The following is a 21,848-nucleotide window of genomic DNA, read 5'->3' on the forward strand; positions in this document are numbered from 1 at the left end:
ACGTCCCCACGCGCGCGCGGCCCACAATCGCGCGATGCGCCCTGGCCAGATCATCGTCCTCGCGACCCCCGTCTTCTTCCTGCTGATCGCGATCGAGTTCGCGGTCGGCCGCGTGCGCGCGCGCCGCGGCACGGGGCAGGACACCTACCGCCTCGCCGACGCGGTCAACAGCATCGGCCTGGGCATGCTGAGCCAGATCAGCGCGGTGCTCACCGGCCTGCTGCGCATCGGCATCTACACCGCGGTGTACTCGGCCGTGGCGCTGTTCCCCGACACCGACTTCTGGACCACCTGGTACGGCTGGCTGCTGGCGCTGGTGTTCTACGACTTCTGCTACTACTGGCTGCACCGCATGGGCCACGAGTCGGCCGTGCTGTGGGCCGCGCACGTGGTGCACCACCAGAGCCAGCACTACAACCTCTCGACCGCGCTGCGCCAGACCTCGAGCGGCGCGCTGCTGGGCTGGATCTTCTACCTGCCGATGGCGGCCGCGGGCGTGCCGCCGCTGGTGTTCGCCGTGGTGTCGCTGGTCGACCTGCTCTACCAGTTCTGGGTCCACACCGAGCAGGTCGGCAAGCTCGGCTGGTTCGACCGCTGGTTCTGCTCGCCCTCGAACCACCGCGTGCACCACGCGGTCAACGACCGCTACCTCGACCGCAACTACGGCGGCATCCTGATCGTCTGGGACCGGCTGTTCGGCAGCTTCAAGGAAGAGGACGAGCGCTGCGTCTACGGCACGCGCAGCCCGCTCGCGAGTTGGGACCCGCTGTGGGCCAACGCCGAGGTCTACTGGGGCCTGGCCAAGGATTCGTGGCATGCGCGCAGCTGGGGCGACAAGCTGCGCGTGTGGCTCAAGCCGCCGGGCTGGCGGCCGGCCGACGTGGCGGCGCGCTTTCCGAAGCCGGCCTTCGACATCGCGCAGGTGCGGCGCTACGAGCCCGAAGTGGGCCGCGGCGCGCAATGGTTCGCGGGCGTGCAGTTCCTGCTGCTGCTCGCGGCCGTGGCGGTGTTCCTCTGGTTCTCCGACGGCATGCCGCTCTCGCGCTCGAGCGTGTGGCTGGCCGCGCTCACCGCCGCGCTGTGGGCCATCGGCGGCGTGCTGCAGGGGCGGCTCTCGATCGCCGAGGCCCTGCTGGTGGAAGCCGCCGCGCTGGCCACCGCGAGCGCCGCGCTCGGCCTGCCCTGGCTGCACCACGCGACCAAGCCGCTGGCGCTCGCGATCGCGGTCTTCATCGCCGCGCGGCGCGCGCTGGCGCGGCCCGGCGGCATGACGCGCTTCGACCTGCTGCTGGTCGCCGGCCTGGTCGGCTCGCTCGCGGGCGACGTGCTGCTGATGGGCCCGGCCTCGCTGTTCGTGCCCGGCCTCGTGTGCTTCCTGCTCGCGCACCTGGCCTACATCGGCGTGTTCCGCATCGGCGTGGGCTTCTTCCCGCGGCCCGCGGCGCTGGCGGTCACGCTGGCGATCGGCACGGCGATGTACGCCTTCCTGTGGCAGGGCGGGCTGCCGGCCGCGCTGCGCATCCCGGTCGCGCTCTACGTGGGGGTGATCGCCTGCATGGCGGCCCAGGCGCTGGGCCGGGCCTTCGTGCTGCGCGACACAACGGCTGGATGGGGCGCGGGCTGGGTGGCGGCGGGCGCCTGCTGCTTCATGCTGAGCGATGCGCTGCTCGCGACCAACCGCTTCGTGGCGCCGCTGCCGCTGGCGCAGCTGTGGGTGCTGGCGACCTACTACGTGGCGCAGACGCTGATCGTGCGGCACGCGCGGCCGCCGGGCTGACGCCGTGCGCCAGCGGTCGCGTCAGTCGTGGCAGCGCTGGATCTCGACCGTCGAATGCCGGATCTCCTCGTGCATCGAGAAGCAGGCCCGCACCTGGTCGGCCGTGAGCGTGGCCGAATGGGTCACCACCGTGAGCGCGCAGGCATAGGCCTCGCGGCCCACGCGCCACACATGCAGGTCGGCCACGCGGGTCAGCGAATCGGCCAGGCCGGCCTCGATGCCCTCGCGGATCTCCTCGGCCACCGGGTGGTCCATCTCGCGGTCGAGCAGCACCTTGCCGGTTTCCTTCAGCAGCCCCTTGGCCCAGACCGCGACCAGCACCGCGCCGACGATGCCCATCGCCGGGTCGAGCCAGGCCCAGCCGTAGAACCAGCCGCCGAGCAGCGCCGCGATCGCGAGCACCGAGGTCGCGGCATCGGCCACGACGTGGATGTAGGCCGAGCGCAGGTTCAGGTCGTGGCCGTGCTCGCCGTGCGCGTGGTGATGGTCGTGATCGTGGTCGTGCGCATGGCCGTGGTCATGGTGGTGATGCGCCCCGCCCAGCAGCCGCGCGCAGACCAGGTTGACCACCAGCCCCAGCACCGCCACCGAGATCGCCTCGGGATAGTGGATCGCCGACGGCGACCACAGCCGCTCGAGCGAGCCCACCACCATCAGCGCCGCGATGCCCAGCAGCACCAGCGCGCTCGCGAAGCCGCCGAGCACCTCGATCTTCCAGGTGCCGAAGGCGAAGCGCGGGTCGCGCGCATAGCGCCGCGCGGCCGCATAGGCGAAGGCGCTGAGGCCGATGGCCAGCGCATGCGAGCTCATGTGCCAGCCGTCGGCCAGCAGCGCCATCGAGTTGAACCACCAGCCGGCGCCGATCTCGATCGCCATCATCGCGGCGGTGATCCACATCACGAGCCGCGTGCTGCGCTCGGCGCGTTCGTTGTCGCTGCCGAAGTGGTGCTCGTGCTGCCACGCGCTCAGGTCATGGGTGTGCATGGTGAAGAGTCTCTCAGCTGCCGAACAGGTCCTGGCCCTCGGCGCGGCTCGACGGCGGCGTCACGCCGAGGTGGCGGTAGGCGGCCAGCGTGGCGATGCGCCCGCGCGGCGTGCGCTGCAGGTAGCCCTGCTGGATCAGGTAGGGCTCGATCACGTCCTCGATGGTGTCGCGCTCCTCGCCGATGCTGGCCGCGACGTTGTCGAGTCCCACCGGGCCGCCGTCGAAGCGGTGCACCACGGCCTCGAGCAGCTTGCGGTCCATCAGGTCGAAGCCCTGCGGATCGACGTCGAGCATGGCCAGCGCCTTGTGCGCGATCTCCTCGGTGATGCGGCCGTCGCCCTTGACCTCGGCGTAGTCGCGCACGCGGCGCAGCAGCCGGTTGGCGATGCGCGGCGTGCCGCGCGAGCGGCGCGCGATCTCGAAGCCGCCGGTCTCGTCGGTCTCGACCTTGAGCAGGCCGGCGCTGCGGCGCACGATCAGCGCCAGTTCCTCGGGCGTGTAGAACTCCAGCCGCGCGACGATGCCGAAGCGGTCGCGCAGCGGATTGGTGAGCATGCCCGCGCGCGTGGTGGCGCCCACCAGCGTGAAGGGCTGCAGGTCGAGCTTGATGCTGCGCGCGGCCGGGCCCTCGCCGATCATGATGTCGATCTGGTAGTCCTCGAGCGCCGGGTAGAGGATTTCCTCGACCACCGGACTGAGCCGGTGGATCTCGTCGATGAACAGCACGTCGTTGGGCTCGAGGTTGGTCAGCAGCGCCGCCAGGTCCTTGGGCTTCTCGAGCACCGGGCCCGAGGTCTGGCGCAGGTTCACGCCGAGCTCGGCCGCGATGATGTGCGACAGCGTGGTCTTGCCCAGGCCCGGCGGGCCGAACAGCAGCACGTGGTCGAGCGCCTCGCGGCGCTTGCGCGCGGCGCCGATGAAGATCTCGAGCTGCTCGCGCACCTTGGCCTGGCCGACGTACTCGTCGAGCAGCTTGGGGCGCAGGGCCCGTTCGATCGCCTCCTCGTTGGGCGAGGCGGGCGCGGCGGACACCACGCGTTGCGGGGCGGGGGCGAAGTCGTCGGTCTGGATGGTCATGGGCGCGGGGGGTGCGGCGAGTTTAGTGGCTGCATCGCCGCCGCGGACGGCCCGCGGCCCCGGCGCCACGAGGGCCTTTCGCGGGTTTTCGCGGGCTTTTGCAGGCGGGACCTGCGCCTACAGGAGCGCTCGCCTGCACTGGCAGAATGCCCCGACCAGAATGAAGAGGGGATCACGACAGTGTCGATCTACGAACTGAAGCCGCGTTTCCAGGCCCTGCTTCGGCCGCTCGTGGTCGGACTGCATGTACGGGGCGTCACCGCCAACCAGGTCACGCTGAGCGCCTGCGTGGTCTCGGTGGCCATCGGGCTGTGGCTCTACCTGGCCGCGCCCTCGCTCGCGGCCTTCGGGCTGATCCCGGCCTGGATGTTCCTGCGCATGGCCTTCAATGCCATCGACGGCATGCTGGCGCGCGAGCACCACCAGCAAAGCCGCCTCGGCGCCTTCCTCAACGAACTCACCGACGTGGTCTCCGACGCCGCGCTGTACTTGCCCTTCGTGCTGGTGCAGCCCTTCAGCCCGTTCTGGGTCGGCACCGTGATCGTGCTGGCCGGCCTCAGCGAATTCGCCGGCGCGCTCGGCCCCACGGTCGGCGCCTCGCGCCGCTACGATGGGCCGCTCGGCAAGAGCGACCGCGCCTTCGTGTTCGGCGCGCTCGGCCTCTACGTGGCGCTCGGCGGCCCGCTGCCGGGCTGGACCGCGGTGCTGATGCCGCTGCTGGCGCTGCTGGTGGCCTGGACCGTGGTCAACCGCGTGCGCCGCGCACTCGCCGAAGCCGAGGCCGAGGCCGCGGACGGCACCACACCAAAACAAACAACAGGGATTCAATGAACGACAACACCACCGACACCGGCGCCTCGCCGTCTCCCCTCACGCAACGGCCGCTGGCCGAGCGCCAGTTCCGCACCCACGACGGCGAATCGCTGTTCTACCGCCACTGGCCGGCCACCGGCCCCGCGCGGCGCGGCGCCATCGTGCTGTTCCACCGCGGCCACGAGCATGGCGCGCGCATGGCGCGCGCATGGCGCACCTGGTCGACGAGCTCGACCTGCCCGATTTCGACGTCTTCGCCTGGGACGCGCGCGGCCACGGCCGCTCGCCGGGCCAGCGCGGCTACAGCCCCAGCTTCGGCACCTCGGTGCGCGACGTGCAGACCTTCGTGCAGCACATCGTCGGCGCGCACGGCGTGGCCGAGCACGACATCCACGTGATCGCGCAGAGCGTGGGCGCGGTGCTGGTCGCGACCTGGGCCCACGACTACGCGCCCAAGGTGCGCGGCCTCACGCTGGCCTCGCCGGCCTTCAAGGTCAAGCTCTACGTGCCGTTCGCGCGGCCGGGCCTGGCGCTGATGCACAAGCTGCGCGGCCTGTTCTTCGTCAACAGCTACGTGAAGGCCAAGTTCCTCACGCACGACCCCGCGCGCATCGCGAGCTACGAGAGCGACCCGCTGATCACGCGACCGATCGCGGTCAACATCCTGCTGGGCCTGTACGAGGCGGCCGACCGCGTGGTGGCCGACGCGAACGCGATCACGCTGCCGGTGCAGCTCCTGATCTCGGGCGCCGACTGGGTGGTGCACCACAAGCCGCAGCACCAGTTCTTCGAACGGCTGGGCAGCGCGGTCAAGACCAAGACGGTGCTGCCGGGCTTCTTCCACGACACGCTGGGCGAGAAGGACCGCGCACCCGCGGTGCAGGCCATCCGCGAATTCGTGCTGCGCCTGTTCGACGAGGCGCCCGCGCCGGTCGACCGCCGCGGCGCCCACCTCGAGGGCGAGACCGCCGAGGAATCGCGCGCGCTGGCCGCGCCGCTGCCGGCGCTGTCGCCGCGCGGCCTCTACTGGTCGCTCACGCGCGCCGGGCTGCGCTTCGGTGGCGGCCTGTCCGAGGGCGTGAAGCTGGGCCACGACACCGGCTTCGACTCGGGCAGCACGCTCGACTACGTCTACCGCAACGTCGCGCAGGGCAAGGGCGCGCTGGGCCGCGCGATCGACCGCAACTACCTCGAGGCCATCGGCTGGCGCGGCATCCGGCAGCGCAAGATCCACGTCGAGGAGCTGCTGCGCATCGCGATGGAGCGGCTGGCCGAGATGCACCGCGAGGTGCGGCTGATGGACATCGCGGCCGGCCATGGCCGCTACGTGCTCGACGCGGTGCTCGCGAGCCCGGTCAAGGCCAGCTCGATCCTGCTGCGCGACTACAGCGAGATCAACGTGCGCGACGGCCGCGCGCTGATCGCCGAGAAGGGCCTGGAGGACGTCGCCCAGTTCGTGCAGGCCGACGCCTTCGACCGCATGAGCCTCGCGAGCGTCACGCCGCGGCCCACGCTGGCGGTGGTGTCGGGGCTGTACGAGCTGTTCCCCGACAACGAGATGGTGCGGCGCTCGCTCGCGGGCGTGGGCGACGCGGTGGAGGACGGCGGCTACCTGGTCTACACCGGCCAGCCCTGGCATCCGCAGCTCGAGATGATCGCGCGCGCGCTCACCAGCCACCGCCAGGGCGAGGCCTGGGTGATGCGGCGCCGCACGCAGGTCGAGATGGACCAGTTGGTGGAGGAGGCGGGCTTCCGCAAGATCGACCAGCGCAGCGACGAGTGGGGCATCTTCACCGTCTCGCTGGCCCGGCGCACCGAGCACTGAGCGGGCCCGCAACGCCATGCGCGCCTGGTTCGCGGCAAGACCCTGGAAGCGAGCCGCCGGCTGGCTGGTGCTGCTGGGGCCGCTGTTCTACCTGACCTACGGCCTCGCCAACTGGTGGGCCACCACGCGCGCGCAGGTGCCCTCGATGGCCTTCGCGTGGGAACGCCAGGTGCCGTTCTGGCCCTGGACCATCTTTCCCTACTGGACCATCAACGTCTTCTACGCGCTGTCGCTGTTCCTCGCGCGCGACCGCCACACGCTCGACCGCCACGGCGCGCGGCTGGTCAGCGCCACGCTGATCGCCTGCAGCTGCTTCGTGATCTGGCCGCTGCACTTCAGCTTCGGCCAGCCCGCGGTCGAGGGCGCGCCGGCCTTCCTGTTCGCGGCGCTGCGCGGCTTCGACCAGCCCTACAACCAGGCGCCCTCGCTGCACATCGCGCTGGCGGTGATCCTGTGGGACTGGTATCGGCAGTTCATCCGGCCGCGCTGGGCGCGCCTCGTGCTGCACCTGTGGGCCTTCGCGATCTGCGCCTCGGTGCTGACCACCTGGCAGCACCATTTCATCGACATCCCGACCGGCGCGCTGCTGGGCCTGGTCTGCATCTGGCTGTGGCCGCTGCAGCGCACGGTCTCGCTGCCGCGCGCCTGGCGGCTCGCGCGCGATCCGCAGCGCTGGAAGCTCGCGGCCTGCTATGCGCTGGGCGCGCTGGCCTGCCTCGCGCTCGCGCTGTGGGGCGGCGGCTGGGCGCTGTGGCTGGCCTGGCCCGCGGCCTCGCTGGCGCTGGTGGCGCTCAACTACGCGGGCTTCGGCGCGCGCGGCTTCCAGATGGACGGCCAGGGCCGCATGGGCTGGGCCGCGCGCTGGCTGTTCGCGCCCTACCGCCTCGGCGCGGCGCTCAACGCACGGCTGTGGACGCGCGGACTGCCGCCGGCGGCCGAGGTGGTGCCCGGGCTCTGGCTCGGCCGCCTGCCCACGCCGGCCGAATGGCAGGCCGCGGGCCGGCCGCGGCTGGTGAGCTTGTGTGCCGAGCTGCAGGTGCCGAGCGGCACCATCGGCGCGCGCTGCGTGCCGCTGCTCGACCTCGTGGTGCCGCCCTCGCAGCGGCTGCGACGCGCGGCCGCGGTGATCGAGGGCCAGCGGCGCGCCGCGCGCGGCGGCCCGGTCTGGGTCTGCTGCGCGCTCGGCTTCTCGCGCAGCGCGGCCGCGACCATCGCCTGGCTCGGCACGCACGGCGTGGCCAGTGCCGCCGACGGGCTGGCGACGGCCGAGGCCGCGGTGCGCCGCGCGCGGCCGCAGATCGTGCTGCGGCCGGCCTGGTTCGCCGCGCTCGCGCCGCTCGGCGCCCCCAGCGTCACCACCGGAGCAGCGCTCCATGAATGACACCGACCGCGCCACCTGCGCCGCGCTCGCCGGCCTGCTGCGCGCGGCCGGCGTGCTGGCCCTCTGGGGTTTCGCGCTCAGCGCGATCGCGGCACTCGTGCTCGCGCTCACCTTGCGCTCGCTGCCCACCACGCCGAGCATGGCCTTCGGTGCCGTCGCCATCCTCGGCGTGCTCGAGCGCTATTTCGCGTTCCGGCTGCGGCTCGACCAGGCGCTGTTCGACGACCTCGCGCGCGGCACCATCGCCTCGCTCGAAGCGCTCGACCAGGCGCTGGCCCGGCTCGGGCTGCGCGCCGACGACGCTTCTTCCACCGCGCGGCCGCTGGCCGACCGCGCGCAGGGCACCCGCCAGCTGCTGCAGCGCCACGCCATCGTGGTCGCCTGCCAGAGCGCGATGTTCCTGCTCGCCCTCATGACACAGGACCTCACTTGAACGACGTCTCTCCTCCCCCAGAAGAAAAGCGCCCCGACAGCAGCATCGTGCGCCGCGCGCTCGCCGTGGTCGCTGGCAAGCTGATCATCGGCGCCGCGGGCCTCCTGACCGGCGTGCGCGCCATCTGGTCGGGCACCAGCCCCAAGGCCGAGCAGACGCTCTACTTCGCCAACCACACCAGCCACGGCGACTTCGTGCTGCTGTGGGCCACGCTGCCACCCGACCTGCGCGCGCTCACGCGGCCGGTGGCGGGGCTGGACTACTGGATGGCCTCGAAGCTGCGTCAGTTCATCGGCGCCGACGTGTTCAACGCGCTGATGATCCGGCGCGACGGCTCGGGCCAGGGCGACAACCCGGTCGAGCAGATGAAGGCCGCGCTCGAGGCCGGCGACTCGCTGATCATGTTCCCCGAGGGCACGCGCAACACCGGCGACGAGATCCTGCTGCCGCTCAAGAGCGGGCTGTTCCACCTCGCGCGCGCCTGCCCCAACGTGCGGCTGGTGCCGGTGTGGATCGAGAACCTCAAGCGCGTGCTGCCCAAGGGCACGCTGGTGCCGATCCCGCTGGCCTGCACGGTGCGCTTCGGCACGCCGATCGTGCTGGCCGAGGGCGAGGACAAGGCCGGCTTCCTGGCGCGTGCGCGCACCGCCATGCTCGACCTGCGACCCGAGTACGACCGCCTCGACGAGAAGCCCAAGGCGGCATCCGGGAGCGCCGCATGATCGAGCTCTCGCCCTTCGCGCAGACCACCCTGCAGCTGTTCGGCGGCGTGCTCGGCGTGCTGCTGCTGGCCTCGGGCATCGGCGCCGTGCTCAAGTGGCGCGTGGCGCACGGCCAGCCGCATTCGGTGATCGACAACCTCAATGCGCGCGTCAATGCCTGGTGGGTGATGGTGGCGGCGATCGGCCTGGCCTTCGCCTTCGGCAAGGGCGGCGTGATCGTGCTGTTCTACCTGATCTCGTTCTACGCGCTGCGCGAGTTCATCAGCCTGGCCTACACCCGGCGCGGCGACCACCACGCGATCGCGGCCGCCTTCTACATCGGCCTGCCGGTGCAGTACTTCCTGGTCTGGATCGACTGGTACGGCCTCTATTCGATCTTCATCCCGGTCTATGCCTTCCTGGTGCTGCCGATCCTCGCGGCCGTGGGCGGCGACACGCAGCGCTTCCTCGAGCGCACCTCGAAGATCCAGTGGGGCCTGATGATCTGCGTGTTCTGCATCAGCCACGTGCCGGCGCTGCTCACCCTGCAGATCCCGGGCTTCGAGGGCCGCAACCTGCTGCTGATCGCCTTCCTCGTGATCGTGGTGCAGGGCAGCGACGTGCTGCAGTACATCTGGGGCAAGCTGTTCGGCAAGCGCAAGGTGGCGCCCGAGCTCTCGCCCTCGAAGACCTGGGAGGGCCTGATCGGCGGCATCGCGAGCGCCACCGCGCTGGGCGCCGCGCTGTCGTGGGCCACGCCCTTCAACCCGTGGCAGGCCGCGCTGATGTCGCTGACCATCTGCCTGATGGGCTTCTTCGGCGGCCTCGTGATGTCGGCCATCAAGCGCGACCGCGGCGTGAAGGACTGGGGGTCGATGATCGAGGGCCATGGCGGCATGCTCGACCGGCTCGACTCGGTGATCTTCGCGGCGCCGATCTTCTTCCACGCGCTGCGCTACTGGTGGGTTCCGTGACGGCAGCAAAGAAAGCTCCGGCGAAGAAGGCGGCCGCCACGGCCGAACGCATCGTCGACGACACGCCGGTCGAATGCGCCGACGCCGCCGCGCTCGCGCGCTGGTACGAGCGCCACCACGCGAGCCATGCCGGCGTCTGGCTGCGGCTCGCGAAGAAGGCCAGCGGCATCGCCTCGGTCGATACCGCGCAGGCGCTCGATCTCGCGCTGTGCCATGGCTGGATCGACGGCCAGCGCAAGAGCGACAGCGACACGCATTTTCTGCAGCGCTACACGCCGCGCACGAAGCGCAGCACCTGGTCGCAGATCAACCGCGCCAAGGCGCTGCAGCTGATCGAGGAAGGCCGCATGCAGCCGGGTGGCCTGGCCGAGGTCGAACGCGCCAAGGCCGACGGCCGCTGGGAGGCCGCCTACGAGGCCTCGCGCGTGGCGACCGTGCCGCCCGACCTGCGGGCCGCGCTCGACGCCAACAGGAAGGCCGCGAAGTTCTTCACCGCGCTCGATGCGCGCAACCGCTTCGCGGTGCTGTTCCGCACCCAGAGCGCGAAGAAGCCCGAGACCCGCGCGCGGCGCATCGCGCAGTTCGTCGAGATGCTCGCCAAGGGCGAGAAGATCCACCCCTGATTCAGGTGCCGGCCGCGATGCGCGCGAGCCGTTCGGCGTCGACGATGCGGATGCGCTTGTAGCGCATGTCGATCGCGCCCTCCTCCACCAGCCGCCCCAGCTCCTTGTTGACGGTCTGGCGCGACAGCCCGAGCATGGCCGCGAGGTCGGTCTGCGACAGCCGCACCAGCGGCGGCGCGCCGTCCTCGCCCTGGCCGCTGTAGAAGTGCACCAGGTTCATCAGCGCGGCCGCCACCCGGCCATGGATCGAGTTGAGCATCTGGTTCTGCAGCAGCACGATGCTCAGCCGCTGGCGCTGCAGGCCGAGCTTGGCCACGTCGCGCCACAGCAGCGGCTCGGCATCGAGCACCGCCAGCACCGCGTCGCTCGGCAGGTGCACGATCACCGAGTCCTCGTGCGCGTGGTAGTCGTAGGCCAGCGGCACCTCCTCGAGCAGGCGCACCAGCGGCGCCACCTGTCCGGGGCCGAGCAGCGCATTCACGTACTTGCGGCCGTTCGGGCTCATGCTGCTGATCTCGAGGCAGCCCGACACCACCACCAGCAGCTCGCGCCGATGGCGGTCGTGCGCCAGCACCTGCGTGCGGCGGCCGTAGCGCTCGAGCCGCGCCGACTTCATGAGCTCGGCGCGGCGCGCATCGGGCCAGCGCGAGAACAGCTCGTTCCAGCGCAGCGCGCGCTCGAGCAGCGCGGCGTTCTCCTCGGCCTCTCGTTCGGTGGTCTTGCACGGTCGGGTCAGCGGGTTCTCCCTGCGGCGATGTTCGGGAATCTGTCAACGCTTTGACAGATTCGGGGGGCGGTCGTTTCTATCGTAAGCACCGGACACCGACAAGCACGCAAGCGGCAGCCGCCCTCGACGGGCGGCGAGCCTCACCGGAGACAACACGACATGAAGAAGACAGCCGCCGCGGGCCTCGCGCTCGCGGCCTCCTCCTCGCTCGCGCTCGCACAGGGCAGCGTGACGATCTTCGGCACCGCCGACCTCTACCTGGCCCATGCGAAGTCGGGACCGAGTTCCTCGACGCGGCTCGAGGATGGCGGCCAGACCGCGTCGCGCCTCGGCTTTCGCGGCGCGGAGGATTTGGGCGGCGGGTTCGATGCGCACGTCACGCTCGAGGCCGGCTTCGCGCCCGACACCGGCAAGGGCACGCTGGCCGGTCCCGAGATCGCGTTCACGCGCCAGTCCTTCGTCGGCCTGTCGACGCCCTGGGGCCAGGTCGACGCGGGCCGCATGTACACGCCGATGTTCTACACGCTGTTCAAGGCCGATCCCTATGGCGTGAACTCGGTGTTCTCGCCGATCAACCTGGTGGCCGCCAACGACGCGCAGCCCGGCCTGCTGCCCTTCGCGGCACGCGCCAGCAACATGGTGCGCTACCGCACGCCGGCCATCGCCGACTTCTACGCCGACATCGCCTATGCGCCCGGCGAGGCCAGCGCCGCGAGCCACCGCAGCGGCACGCTCTACGGCGGCAGCCTGAGCTGGGGGCGCAAGCCCTACTACGTGGGCTATGCCTTCCAGCGCGCGCGCTCGGGTTCGGCCGCCGCGCCCGTGGCCGAGCCGAGCACCAGCACCTACCAGGCGCTGAGCGCGGCCTACGACTGGGAGGCGATCGGGCTGCAGCTCTACGCCAACTACGTGCGCAACAGCTCGAGCCTGCCCGGCGTGCCGAGCGCGAAGCTCGCGAGCCTCGGCCTCACCTACAACATCACGCCGGCCTCGAACCTGATGTTCGAGGCCATGCAGCGCAAGGTGGACGCGAGCGAGCGTTCGCAGCTGGCCTGGACCCTGGGCTACGACTACTACCTGAGCAAGCGCACCGTGCTCTACGCGCGCTGGCTGCGGCTGCTCAACCGGCATGGCGCCTCGGCCACGCTCGCCACGGTCGCGGTCGCGCCCGACAGCGGCAACGGCGTGCGCGTGCTCGCGACCGGCATCCGCCACAACTTCTGAAACCCCTCGTCGCCTCTTCCATGGATTTCTTCAGCTCCCAGACCGAATCCCTGTCGGCCCTGTTCGCGCCGCGTTCCATCGCGGTGGTCGGCGCCTCCTCCAACCCGCAGAAGATCGGCGGCATCCCGGTCGACTACCAGCGCCGCTTCGGCTTCGACGGCGCGCTCTACCCGGTCAACCCGAACGCCGAGCGCATCCAGGACCTGCGGGCCTGGCCCAGCCTGCGCGCCATCGGCCAGCCGGTGGACCTCGCGATCCTCTCGGTGCCGGCCGCGCTGGTCGATGCGGCGCTCGACGATGCGATCGAAGCGAAGGTCAAGGGCGTGGTGCTGTTCTCCTCGGGCTTCGCCGAGACCGGCGCCGAAGGCACGGCCGCGCAGGCGCGGCTCGGCGCCAAGGCCCGCGCGGCCGGCCTGCGGCTCATCGGGCCCAACTGCCTGGGCTTCATGAACATCGCGCACAAGGTCTACGCCACCTTCTCGCCCGCACCCGGCGTGGGCCGCGTGGCGCCGGGGCGCATCGGGCTGGTGAGCCAGTCGGGCGCCTTCGGCGCCTATGCCTACGCGATGGCACGCGAGCGCGGCGTCGGCCTGTCGCTGTGGGCCACCACCGGCAACGAGGCCGACCTGCAGTTCGCCGACTGCCTGGCCTGGCTCGCGCAGGACCCGGCCACCGACGTGATCATGGGCTACATGGAAGGCTGCCGCGACGGCCCCCGGCTGCGCGCCGCGCTGGCGCTCGCGCAGGCCGCGGGCAAGCCGGTGGTGATGGTCAAGGTCGGCCGCACCGCGCTGGGCGCGCAGGCGGCGGCCTCGCACACCGCGGCGCTCGCGGGCGACGACGCGGTGTACGACGCGGTGTTCCGCCGCTACGGCGTGCTGCGCGCGCGCAGCCTCGGCGAGTTCTTCGACCTGGCGCACAGCGCCGCCGTGGCCGGCCGGCCGCGCGACCGCTCGATCGGGCTGTTCACGCTGTCGGGCGGCGTGGGCGCGCTGATGGCCGATGACGCCTCGGCGCAGGGCCTCGACGTGCAGCCGCTCGGCGAGGCCGCGCAGGCCACGCTGCGCGAGTGGGTGCCGTTCGCGGCGCCGCGCAACCCGGTCGACATCACGGGCCAGGTGACCAACGACATGAGCCTGCTCGAGCGCAGCGCGCGCCTGATGCTCGACGACCGCGGCTTCGCCTCGTGGATGGGCTTCCTCGCGGCCGCGGGCGCGTCGGATGCGTTCTGGCCCACGCTGCGCGCGCTGGTGGCGTCGCTGCGCGCGGCCTATCCCGACACGCTGCTCGCGATCAGCACGCTGCTCTCGCCCGAACGCCGCGCCGAACTCGAAGGCCTGCGCTGCCTGGTGTTCGCCGATCCGTCGGACGGCATCCGCACCATCGCCGCACTCGCGGGCTTGAAGACCGGTGCCCTGCCCGGGTCCGATGCACGACCCGTCGGCGATCCGATCGCGCTCGCGCCCGGCGCGATGGCCGAGCCCGCGGCGCTCGCGCTGCTCGCCGAGGCCGGCGTGCCCGTGGTCGCGCACCGCGTGGCGCACAGCGCCGACGAGGCCGCGGCGGCGGCCGAGGCCTTCGGCGGTGCCGTGGCGCTGAAGATCGTGAGCGCGGACATCCCGCACAAGTCGGACGTCGGCGGCGTGGCGCTCGGCCTGCGGGGCGCGGCGCAGGCGCGCGCGGCCTTCGAGCGCACACGCGACCATGCGCTGAGCGTGCGGCCCGAGGCACGACTCGACGGCGCACTGGTGGCGCGCATGGCGAGCGGCGGCGTCGAGTGCATCGCGGGCGTGCACCGCGACCCGGTGTTCGGGCCGGTGTTGATGTTCGGCCTCGGCGGCATCCACGTCGAGACCCTGCGCGACGTGGCGCTGCGCGTGCTGCCGGTCACGCGCGAGGACACGCTGGCGATGGTGCGCGAGCTGCGCGCCTTCGCGATCCTCGACGGCGCGCGCGGCAAGGCGCCGGTCGACCTCGCGTCGATCGCCGATGCGCTGTGCGCGCTCGCCGACTTCGCGCTGCGCGCCGGCGACTCGCTGGCGAGCGCCGAGATCAATCCGCTGATCGCGCGGCCGAATACCGAGGGCGGCTGCGTGGCGGTCGATGCGCTGATCGTGGGCCGCGACCCATCGCCGGCGGAAGGAGGCACCGCATGACGCCATCGAAGCGACGCCTGCTGCTGTGCGCGCTCGCGGCCTTCGCGGCCACCGGCGCCCGCGCCGAATTCCCGTCGAAGCCGCTGCGCATCGTCGTGCAGTACCAGGCCGGCGGCTCCTCCGACATCCTCGCGCGCCTGGTCGCCGAGGGCCTGTCGAAACGGCTGGGCCAGCCCGTGGTGGTCGAGAACCGCAGCGGCGCGGGCGGGATCATCGGCACCGACTACGTCGCCAAGAGCGCGCCCGACGGCCACACGCTGCTGCTGACGGTGCCGGGCCCGGTCACGGCCAACATCGTGCTCTACGGCAAGCTGCCCTACGACCCGCGCACCGACCTGCGCATGGTCTCGGACATCGCGACCACGCGCACCGTGCTCGCGGTGCATCCCTCGGTGCCGGCCAAGGATGTCGCCGGCCTGGTCGCGGTGCTGAAGGCCGCGCCCGGCAAGTACGCGATGGGCTCCTGGGGCCCGGGCACGCAACCGCACCAGATCCAGGTCTACATGGACCGCGCCTACGGCCTGCGCACGCTGCACGTGCCCTACAAGGGCGAGAGCCCGATGGCGATCGACCTGATCGGCGGCGTGATCCAGCTGACCGTGGGCTCGATCGCCACGCTGCAGCCCTACATCGCGGCCGGCAAGCTGCGCGCGCTCGCGGTCGCCGGGCCGCGCCGCGCCAAGGCGCTGCCCGAGGTGCCGACCTTCGCCGAGCAGGGCTTCGCCGACGAGGTCTACGCGCTGACCGGGCCGACCTCGCTGATGGCGCCCGCGAAGACGCCCGACGCGGTGGTCGAGCGGCTCGGGCGCGAGGTCGCGGCGGTGGTGCACCAGCCCGAGGTCGCGCGCCGCATCGAGGAACTCGGCGCCGAACCCGTGGGCAACCTGCCGGCCGAGGCCAGCGCCGCCTACCGCGCCTTCCTGCCCGTGACGCTGCGGCTCACGCAGGCCACGGGCGTGAAGCTCGATTGATTCCTTTCCCCTTCCTTCATCGCCACCAGCCAAGAGGTCCCGTCCCCATGAATGCTCCCGCCTCCCAGGCCACCGTCGACGCCGCGCGCCAGGCGCTCGCGCGCTCGATCGGCCTCGCCGCCTTCGTCTACGGCTATCCGCTGACCGAGACGTATCGCACCTGCGCGCTGCAGACCGCGCCGCGCGCCGAACGCCGGATCGGCACCTCGGCCGGCTCGGACGTGCGCGCGCCGATCAACACGCTGCACCATGCGCCGCGCCCCTCGACCCACGAGGACCGCGACGTGGTGACGCCGGCCAACGACCTGCTCTACACCATCGCCTGGATCCACCTCGCCGACGGCCCGATGCTGCTGAGCGTGCCCGCGGCCGCGCGCCATCCGGGGCGCTACTTCGTGCTGCCGCTGTACGACGCCTACACCGAGAACTTCGAGAACCTCGGGCCGCGCAACTGCGATCCCGCGGGCGAGACCGTGGTGCTCGTGGGCCCGGGCGGCACGGTGCCCGAGGCGCTGGCCGCGCACCGCGTGGTGCGCTGCCCGACCGACCTGGTGTGGCTGATCGGCCGCATCCTGGTCGGCGACGAGGCCGACTGGCCCGCGGCGCGCGCGCTGCAGTCCGAGATCCGGCTCGTGCCCGCGCCCGGCACGGTGCCGCGCGGCCGCCCGGCGGCGATCGAGCGCTGGGTCGGCGAACCGGTCGATGCCATGGCGGCCGCCTTCGAGAACGGCGAGCCGGCCGCGCAGGTCGCGCCGCGCTTCTTCGCCAACCTCTGCCAGGCGCTCGCCGAGGCGCCGGGCCGCGTCGAGGACCGCGCGCTGGTGGCCTGGTTCGGCCAGGCCGGGCTGCGGCCCGACGCGGCCTTCGCGTGGGACACGCTCGACGCGCCGCTGCGCGAGGGCCTGGTCGAAGGTTTCGCCGAGGGCGTGCGGGTGGTCGGCGCGGTGGGCCGGCACCACCGGCCCAAGGCCTGGGCCATGACGCCCGCCACCGGCCGCTACGGCAGCGAGTTCCTCGGCCGCGCGCGCACCGCCTACCTGGGCCTGGGCGCGCTGGCCACCAGCGAGGCCGTGTACGCCGCCTCGCACCACGACGCGACGCTGGAGCCGCTCGATGGCCGGCGCCACTATGCGATGCGCTTCGAGGCCGACGACATGCCGCCGGCCGACGCCTTCTGGTCGGTGACGCTCTACGACAGCGACCGCTTCCTCTATCCCAACGCGATCGGCCGCCATGCGATCGGCGACCGCACGCAGGGCCTGCGACGCGGCGCCGACGGCAGCCTGGAACTGGTGCTGGGCCATGCACGGCCCGCCGATGCCGCCAACTGGCTGCCCGCGCCGGCCGGGCGCTTCTACCTGATCCTGCGCATGTACCACCCGCGCGAAGGCGTGCGCGCCTGGCGCATCCCGGCCCTGCAGCCGCAGGAGGACTGACGCCATGGCCGCGACGATCGACACCGGGACCGATACCCTGGCCGAGGAGGCCGTGGTCTACGCCTGGCCGCTGTACGAGATGTGCCGCATGCGCGCGGCCACCTCGCCGCAACGCTGCGAGACCGCCGGCGGGGCACCGGCACCGCAACGCTGGTGCAACGTGTTCACCCATGCGCGCAAGCTGCTGGGCCCGGGCAGGAGCCGCGTCGTGACGCCGAACAACGACACGCTCTACACCAACACCTGGCTCGACCTCGGCGCGGGCCCGCTGGTGATCGACGTGCCCGACACCGCGGGGCGCTACTACGTGCTGGGCCTGCTCGACTTCCATACCAACCCCTTCGCCCACATCGGCCAGCGGCTCACGGGCACGGCGGCGCGGTCCTTCGTGCTCGTGCCGCCGGGCTGGCGCGGCGAGCTGCCGGCCGCCTTCGACGCGCCCGGCGCGCGCATCGAGGCGCCCACGCGCTGGCTCTGGGTCATCGGCCGCATCCTGGTCGACGGACCGCACGACCTGCCCGCGGTGCATGCGCTGCAGGACGGCTTCGTGGTGCGCACGCTGGCCGACTGGCAGGCCGGCAAGGCGCCCCGGCCGATGGCCTTCGATCCGGCCTGCGATCCGAAGGCGCCGCCGGACGCCGGGCATTTCGCGGCGCAGGTGCAGCGCGCGCTGCGCGAGAACCCGCCGCCCGCGCGCGATGCCGACCGGCTCGCGCGTTACGCGGCGCTCGGCCTGCACCCCGACGCCGGCGCGCTCGACGACACGCAGCGCGACCGGCTGCAGGACGCGCTGGCCAGCGTGCTGCCGCGGCTGCGTGCCACGGAAGCCGGCCGCGCGGCCGCCAGCGGCTGGGTGGCCATGCCGCCGGTCGAAGCGAGCTTCGGCGACGACCACCGGATGCGCGCGCTGGTCGCGCTCAAGTACATCGGCATGCTCGAGAGCCGCGAGGCCACCTACCCGCTCGCCTGGCACGACGCCGCGGGCCGCGCGCTGCACGGCAGCCACCGCTACACCCTGCGCTTCGGGCCCGGCGAGCTGCCGCCGGTCGAGGCCTTCTGGTCGCTCACCCTGTACGACAGCCGCGACTGCATGCTGGTCGACAACCCGATCGACCGCTACGCCATCGGCGACCGCACGCCGGCGCTGCGCCACGACGCCGACGGCGGGCTCACCCTGCACATCCAGCATGCGGCGCCCGCGGACGAGGCCTCGCGCGCGAACTGGCTGCCCGCGCCCGCGGGCGCCTTCTACCTCTGCCTGCGCGCCTACGTGCCGCGCGCGGAGATGCTCGACGGCCGCTATGCGCTGCCGCCGCTTCAACGACTGGGAGACGACGCATGAGCAGCACACAGGAACAGGAGAAGCCCTTCCTCATCGTCGGCAGCGGCACCGAGACGGTGGCGCCGGGCCTGCACATCCTGCGCGGGCAGGGGCAGTCCTTCGTGGCCGAGACCGACGTCGGCCTGGTGGTGATCGACGCCGGCCCGGGCGGCGCGGTGACGCAAGGCATGATCGACGCGGTGCGCGAACTCAGCGACGCGCCGCTGCATGCGCTGTGCTACAGCCACGGCCATGTGGGCTACAACGCCGGCGTGCCGATGTGGCTCGCCCACGCGGCGCAGCGCGGCGACGCGCCGCCGCGCGTGATCGCGCACCGCAACGTGCCGCGGCGCCTCGCGCGCTACCGCGAGACCGAGGCGCTGCAGCACCGCATGGCCGAGATCCAGTTCAACCGGCCCGCGGGCTTCTTCGCGCAGCGGCTGTCGATGCATGCGCCGACCGAGACCTTCGACGAGCGGCTGGCCATCGGCCACGGCGAGCGCGCCATCGAGCTGCGCTGGGCGCCCTCGGAGACCGACGACGCGATCGCGCTGTGGAGCCCCGCGCAGCGCGTGCTCTACGGCGGCGCGGCGCTGATCGATTCGATCCCCAACATCGGCACGCCCTTTCGCACCCTGCGCGACACGGTGCGCTGGGCCGACACGCTCGAGGCGCTGGCCGCGCTCGGCGCGCGCAAGGCGGTGCGCGAGTTCGGCGCCACGCTCGAGGGCGAGGACCAGGTGCGGCACGTGCTCACGCACACGGCGCGCGCCCTGCGCTGGCTGCGCGCCGAGGTGGTGCGGCTGATGAACGAGGGCCTCAACGAGCGCGAGCTGCTGGCGCGCATCCGCTGCCCCGACGAGCTGTTCGCGGTCGACTGGATGAAGCCCACCTACGGCGACCCGGCCTACATCGTGCGCGACATCTACCGCTCGGAGAACGGCTGGTGGGACCGCAACCCGACCAGCCTGCATCCCGAGCCGCCCGAGGCCATCGGCCAGGCCGTGGCCGAGGCCATCACCGACAAGGCCGGCCTGATCGCGCGGGCACGCGCGCTCGCGCAGCAGGGGCAATGGCAGCTCGCGCTGCACGTGATCGACCTGCTGGCCACCGCGCGCGGCGACGCGCCCGAGCTGGCCGAGGCGCGCGCGCTCAAGGCCGAGTGGCTGCGCCAGCGCGCGCGGCAGGTGCCCAGCTACGTGTCGCGCAACCTCTACCGCGTGAGCGCCGACATGATCGAGCAGGGCACGCAGGCGCGCTTCGGTATCCAATGACTTCCCGAGGACCCGCATCCATGACCGCATCCCTTCTCCGCACCGGCCTGTTCCTTGCCGGCCTCGCCGGCCTGCTGGCCACGACCGCCGCGCAGGGCGCCGAGGCCTATCCCGACAAGCCCGTCACGCTGGTCGTGCCCACGGCCGCCGCGGGCGGCACCGACACCATCGCGCGGTTGGTCGCCGACGCGCTGGGCAAGTCGCTCAAGCAGCCCTTCGTGGTCGACAACCGGCCCGGCGCCAACGGCATCCTCGGCACCGAGCAGGTGGCGCGCGCGGCGCCCGACGGCTACCGGCTGCTGTTCACCTACGCCGCCGCGATGGTGGTGAACCCCAACCTCTACCGCAAGCTGCCCTACGACCCGGTGAAGGACTTCGCGCCGGTGGCCCAGATCGGCCGCGGCGGCAACCTGCTGCTGGTGCGCAACGACCTGCCGGTGAAGACGCTGGCCGACTTCGTCGCCTATGCCAAGGCGCGGCCCGACAAGCTCAGCTACTGCTCGTGGGGCAACGGCTCGGGCGGCCACCTGGCGATGGAAAGCCTCAAGAAGCAGGCCGGCCTGGTGATCGAGCACGTGCCCTACAAGGGCAGCGGCCCCTGCGTGCAGGACCTGATGGGCGGCCAGGTCGAGGCGGCCTTCGCCGACATGTCCTCGACGGTGGAGCTGGTGCGCGCCGGCCGGCTCCGGGCGCTGGCCAACAGCGGCCCCTCGCGCATCCCGATGCTGCCCGAGGTGCCGACGATGACCGAGTCCGGCTACCCGTTCACCACCTATGCCTGGTACGGCGTGCTGGCGCCCGCGAAGACGCCGCCGGCGGTCGTGAAGAAGCTCAACGAGGCGGTGAACCGCGCGCTGCGGGACCCGGCCGTGGTGCAGCGCCTGCGCGAGCTCAACTTCACCGACCTGCCGCAGAACACGCCCGAGCAGTTCGCCGCGACCCTGCGCCAGGACCTGCGCGACTGGGGCGCGCTGGTCAAGGACATCGGGCTCCAGCCCGAATGAGGCGGCGGCCGGACCGAGGGTAAGCAAGATGGTCAAGCGCCCGCGCTTCCCGCAGACTGCGCGCTGATCGGCACGGTTCCTGCTCGTCGGCTCGACGACGGCCGCCGTGCCAGCGTCCGCGCCGACCATGACCGAGCTTCACTTCTCCCGCCACCTGAACGCCGAGGCCCAGGCACAGGCCTCGAGCCTGGACCACTGGGACCAGCACTACGAGCAGCTGTCGAACGGCCGCTTCGAGGGCCTGTCCGAGGACCTGCACCTGGGCTTCGTCCAGGTCTTCCACGAGCATGCGAACCAGACCCTGCTGCAGAACGGCCAGGGCCGCCCGGGCACGGTCTCGTTCGCCGTCACCGAGGTCGCGGGCAGCGGCAGTTGGTACTGCGGCCACGAGATCGAGGGCCGGCGCCTGATCGCGCTGTCGCCGCAGCGCGAATTCGAACTGCTGGCCGGCGCCGGCATGGACCTGATGGCGGTGTGCATCGACACCGCGCCGCTGGCCGAGCTCGCGGCCACGCTGTTCGGCGCCGACTTCGAGCTGCGCCTGCCCGAGCCGGCGCCGGTGCGCCAGCCGGGCTTCGACGAGAGCGAGCTGTCGAAGCTGCTGGGCGCGGCGCTGTCGCTGGCGCGCGGCAACCTCGCGCAGCTCGAGCAGCCGGCGGCGCGCCACATGCTGTCGCTGTCGCTGGCCGACGCGGTGCTGCACTGCATCGGCTGCGACGCCTTCGAGACCCGGCTGCCGCCCGGCACGGTGGCACGGCGCCACATCGTGGCGCTGGCGCGCGAATACATGCGGGCCCATGCCGACGAGGCCATCAGCGTGCCCGACCTCTGCGCGGCCACCGGCGTGTCGCGCCGCGCGCTGCAGTACGCCTTCGAGGACGTGGTGCACCTGAGCCCCGTGACCTACCTGCGCGTGATGCGCCTGAACCGGGTGCGGCGCGAGCTGCAGACGCACCGGCGCGACAGCATCGGCGACGTGGCGGCGCGCTGGGGCTTCTGGCACCTGTCGCGCTTCGCGGCCGACTACAGCCGGCTGTTTGGGGAACTTCCCTCGGCCACGCGTGCGCGCTGGCTTGCCGAATCCGGCTAACCGCCGTATGGGCCACGCCCTTAACTTCGCTGTCGCTCGTCACAACATGCGAAGAA

18 protein-coding genes and 1 pseudogene are annotated in these 21,848 nt (G+C 72.3%); 16 read left to right on the forward strand and 3 right to left on the reverse strand.

Features of this window, described 5'->3' with window-relative positions:
* Positions 1-34: 34 nt before the first annotated feature.
* Complete coding sequence (locus R0232_RS30640; protein ID WP_431510492.1) at positions 35-1,777, forward strand: lysoplasmalogenase family protein; 1,743 nt, start codon at positions 35-37, stop codon at positions 1,775-1,777.
* 21 nt (positions 1,778-1,798) lie between these two features.
* On the opposite strand, the gene dmeF is transcribed toward R0232_RS30640, so the two are convergent.
* Both dmeF and ruvB read right to left on the reverse strand, forming a co-directional pair.
* On the reverse strand, positions 1,799-2,761 hold the full coding sequence (gene dmeF / locus R0232_RS30645; protein WP_431510493.1) for a CDF family Co(II)/Ni(II) efflux transporter DmeF: 963 nt from the start codon (positions 2,759-2,761) through the stop codon (positions 1,799-1,801).
* Between the two features lie 13 nt (positions 2,762-2,774).
* A complete protein-coding gene (ruvB, locus tag R0232_RS30650) occupies positions 2,775-3,839 on the reverse strand; it encodes a Holliday junction branch migration DNA helicase RuvB (RefSeq protein WP_208513869.1) in 1,065 nt (354 codons plus the stop codon).
* A gap of 180 nt (positions 3,840-4,019) precedes the next feature.
* On the opposite strand from ruvB, the gene R0232_RS30655 reads away from it, so the two are divergent.
* The 7 genes and pseudogenes from R0232_RS30655 to R0232_RS30685 all read left to right on the forward strand — a co-directional run bounded on the left by R0232_RS30655 (position 4,020) and on the right by R0232_RS30685 (position 10,589).
* Positions 4,020-4,670, forward strand: coding sequence for a CDP-alcohol phosphatidyltransferase family protein (locus R0232_RS30655; RefSeq protein WP_431510494.1), 651 nt, complete (start codon positions 4,020-4,022; stop codon positions 4,668-4,670).
* A pseudogene (locus R0232_RS30660) lies at positions 4,667-6,477 on the forward strand (bifunctional alpha/beta hydrolase/class I SAM-dependent methyltransferase). The gene R0232_RS30655 and the pseudogene R0232_RS30660 overlap by 4 nt, the downstream one beginning before the upstream one ends.
* 16 nt (positions 6,478-6,493) lie before the next feature.
* Positions 6,494-7,858 (forward strand): phosphatase PAP2/dual specificity phosphatase family protein, encoded by a 1,365-nt coding sequence (locus tag R0232_RS30665; protein ID WP_431510495.1) that lies wholly within the window; start codon positions 6,494-6,496, stop codon positions 7,856-7,858.
* Positions 7,851-8,291, forward strand: a complete 441-nt coding sequence (locus R0232_RS30670; RefSeq protein WP_431510496.1) for a hypothetical protein — start codon at positions 7,851-7,853, stop codon at positions 8,289-8,291. Before R0232_RS30665 ends, R0232_RS30670 begins: the two co-directional genes overlap by 8 nt.
* A gap of 44 nt (positions 8,292-8,335) precedes the next feature.
* A complete protein-coding gene (locus tag R0232_RS30675; RefSeq protein ID WP_208513889.1) occupies positions 8,336-9,013 on the forward strand; it encodes a lysophospholipid acyltransferase family protein in 678 nt (225 codons plus the stop codon).
* Complete coding sequence (locus tag R0232_RS30680; RefSeq protein ID WP_093348006.1) at positions 9,010-9,966, forward strand: phosphatidate cytidylyltransferase; 957 nt, start codon at positions 9,010-9,012, stop codon at positions 9,964-9,966. Before R0232_RS30675 ends, R0232_RS30680 begins: the two co-directional genes overlap by 4 nt.
* Positions 9,963-10,589, forward strand: coding sequence for a YdeI/OmpD-associated family protein (locus R0232_RS30685; protein ID WP_431510497.1), 627 nt, complete (start codon positions 9,963-9,965; stop codon positions 10,587-10,589). Before R0232_RS30680 ends, R0232_RS30685 begins: the two co-directional genes overlap by 4 nt.
* 1 nt (position 10,590) lies before the next feature.
* Here R0232_RS30685 and R0232_RS30690 read toward each other — a convergent pair whose 3' ends face one another.
* Positions 10,591-11,205, reverse strand: a complete 615-nt coding sequence (locus tag R0232_RS30690; protein WP_256222739.1) for a Crp/Fnr family transcriptional regulator — start codon at positions 11,203-11,205, stop codon at positions 10,591-10,593.
* A 270-nt stretch (positions 11,206-11,475) separates the two neighbouring features.
* On the opposite strand from R0232_RS30690, the gene R0232_RS30695 reads away from it, so the two are divergent.
* The 8 genes from R0232_RS30695 to R0232_RS30730 all read left to right on the forward strand — a co-directional run bounded on the left by R0232_RS30695 (position 11,476) and on the right by R0232_RS30730 (position 21,792).
* Positions 11,476-12,540 carry a porin gene (locus R0232_RS30695; RefSeq protein WP_431510498.1) on the forward strand — a complete coding sequence of 355 codons (1,065 nt, stop codon included), beginning with the start codon at positions 11,476-11,478 and terminating at the stop codon, positions 12,538-12,540.
* Positions 12,541-12,560: 20 nt separating this feature from the next.
* Positions 12,561-14,696, forward strand: a complete 2,136-nt coding sequence (locus R0232_RS30700) for an acetate--CoA ligase family protein (RefSeq protein WP_431510499.1) — start codon at positions 12,561-12,563, stop codon at positions 14,694-14,696.
* Positions 14,693-15,667, forward strand: coding sequence for a Bug family tripartite tricarboxylate transporter substrate binding protein (locus tag R0232_RS30705; RefSeq protein ID WP_431510500.1), 975 nt, complete (start codon positions 14,693-14,695; stop codon positions 15,665-15,667). Before R0232_RS30700 ends, R0232_RS30705 begins: the two co-directional genes overlap by 4 nt.
* A gap of 47 nt (positions 15,668-15,714) precedes the next feature.
* Entirely contained in the window at positions 15,715-17,103 is a 1,389-nt protein-coding gene (locus tag R0232_RS30710; RefSeq protein ID WP_431510501.1) for a DUF1254 domain-containing protein, read from the forward strand.
* Positions 17,104-17,107: 4 nt separating this feature from the next.
* Entirely contained in the window at positions 17,108-18,445 is a 1,338-nt protein-coding gene (locus tag R0232_RS30715) for a DUF1254 domain-containing protein (protein WP_431510502.1), read from the forward strand.
* Positions 18,442-19,698 carry an alkyl sulfatase dimerization domain-containing protein gene (locus tag R0232_RS30720; RefSeq protein WP_431510503.1) on the forward strand — a complete coding sequence of 419 codons (1,257 nt, stop codon included), beginning with the start codon at positions 18,442-18,444 and terminating at the stop codon, positions 19,696-19,698. The genes R0232_RS30715 and R0232_RS30720 overlap by 4 nt, the downstream gene beginning before the upstream one ends.
* 20 nt (positions 19,699-19,718) lie before the next feature.
* The gene (locus R0232_RS30725) at positions 19,719-20,702 is read left to right on the forward strand and encodes a Bug family tripartite tricarboxylate transporter substrate binding protein (RefSeq protein ID WP_431510504.1); all 984 of its coding nucleotides are present in this window, start codon (positions 19,719-19,721) and stop codon (positions 20,700-20,702) included.
* Between the two features lie 127 nt (positions 20,703-20,829).
* A complete protein-coding gene (locus tag R0232_RS30730; protein WP_057590771.1) occupies positions 20,830-21,792 on the forward strand; it encodes a helix-turn-helix domain-containing protein in 963 nt (320 codons plus the stop codon).
* The last annotated feature ends 56 nt before the right edge of the window (positions 21,793-21,848 follow it).

The organism is Variovorax sp. DAIF25, from assembly GCF_050711835.1.
In the GTDB taxonomy this organism is placed as follows: domain Bacteria; phylum Pseudomonadota; class Gammaproteobacteria; order Burkholderiales; family Burkholderiaceae_C; genus Variovorax.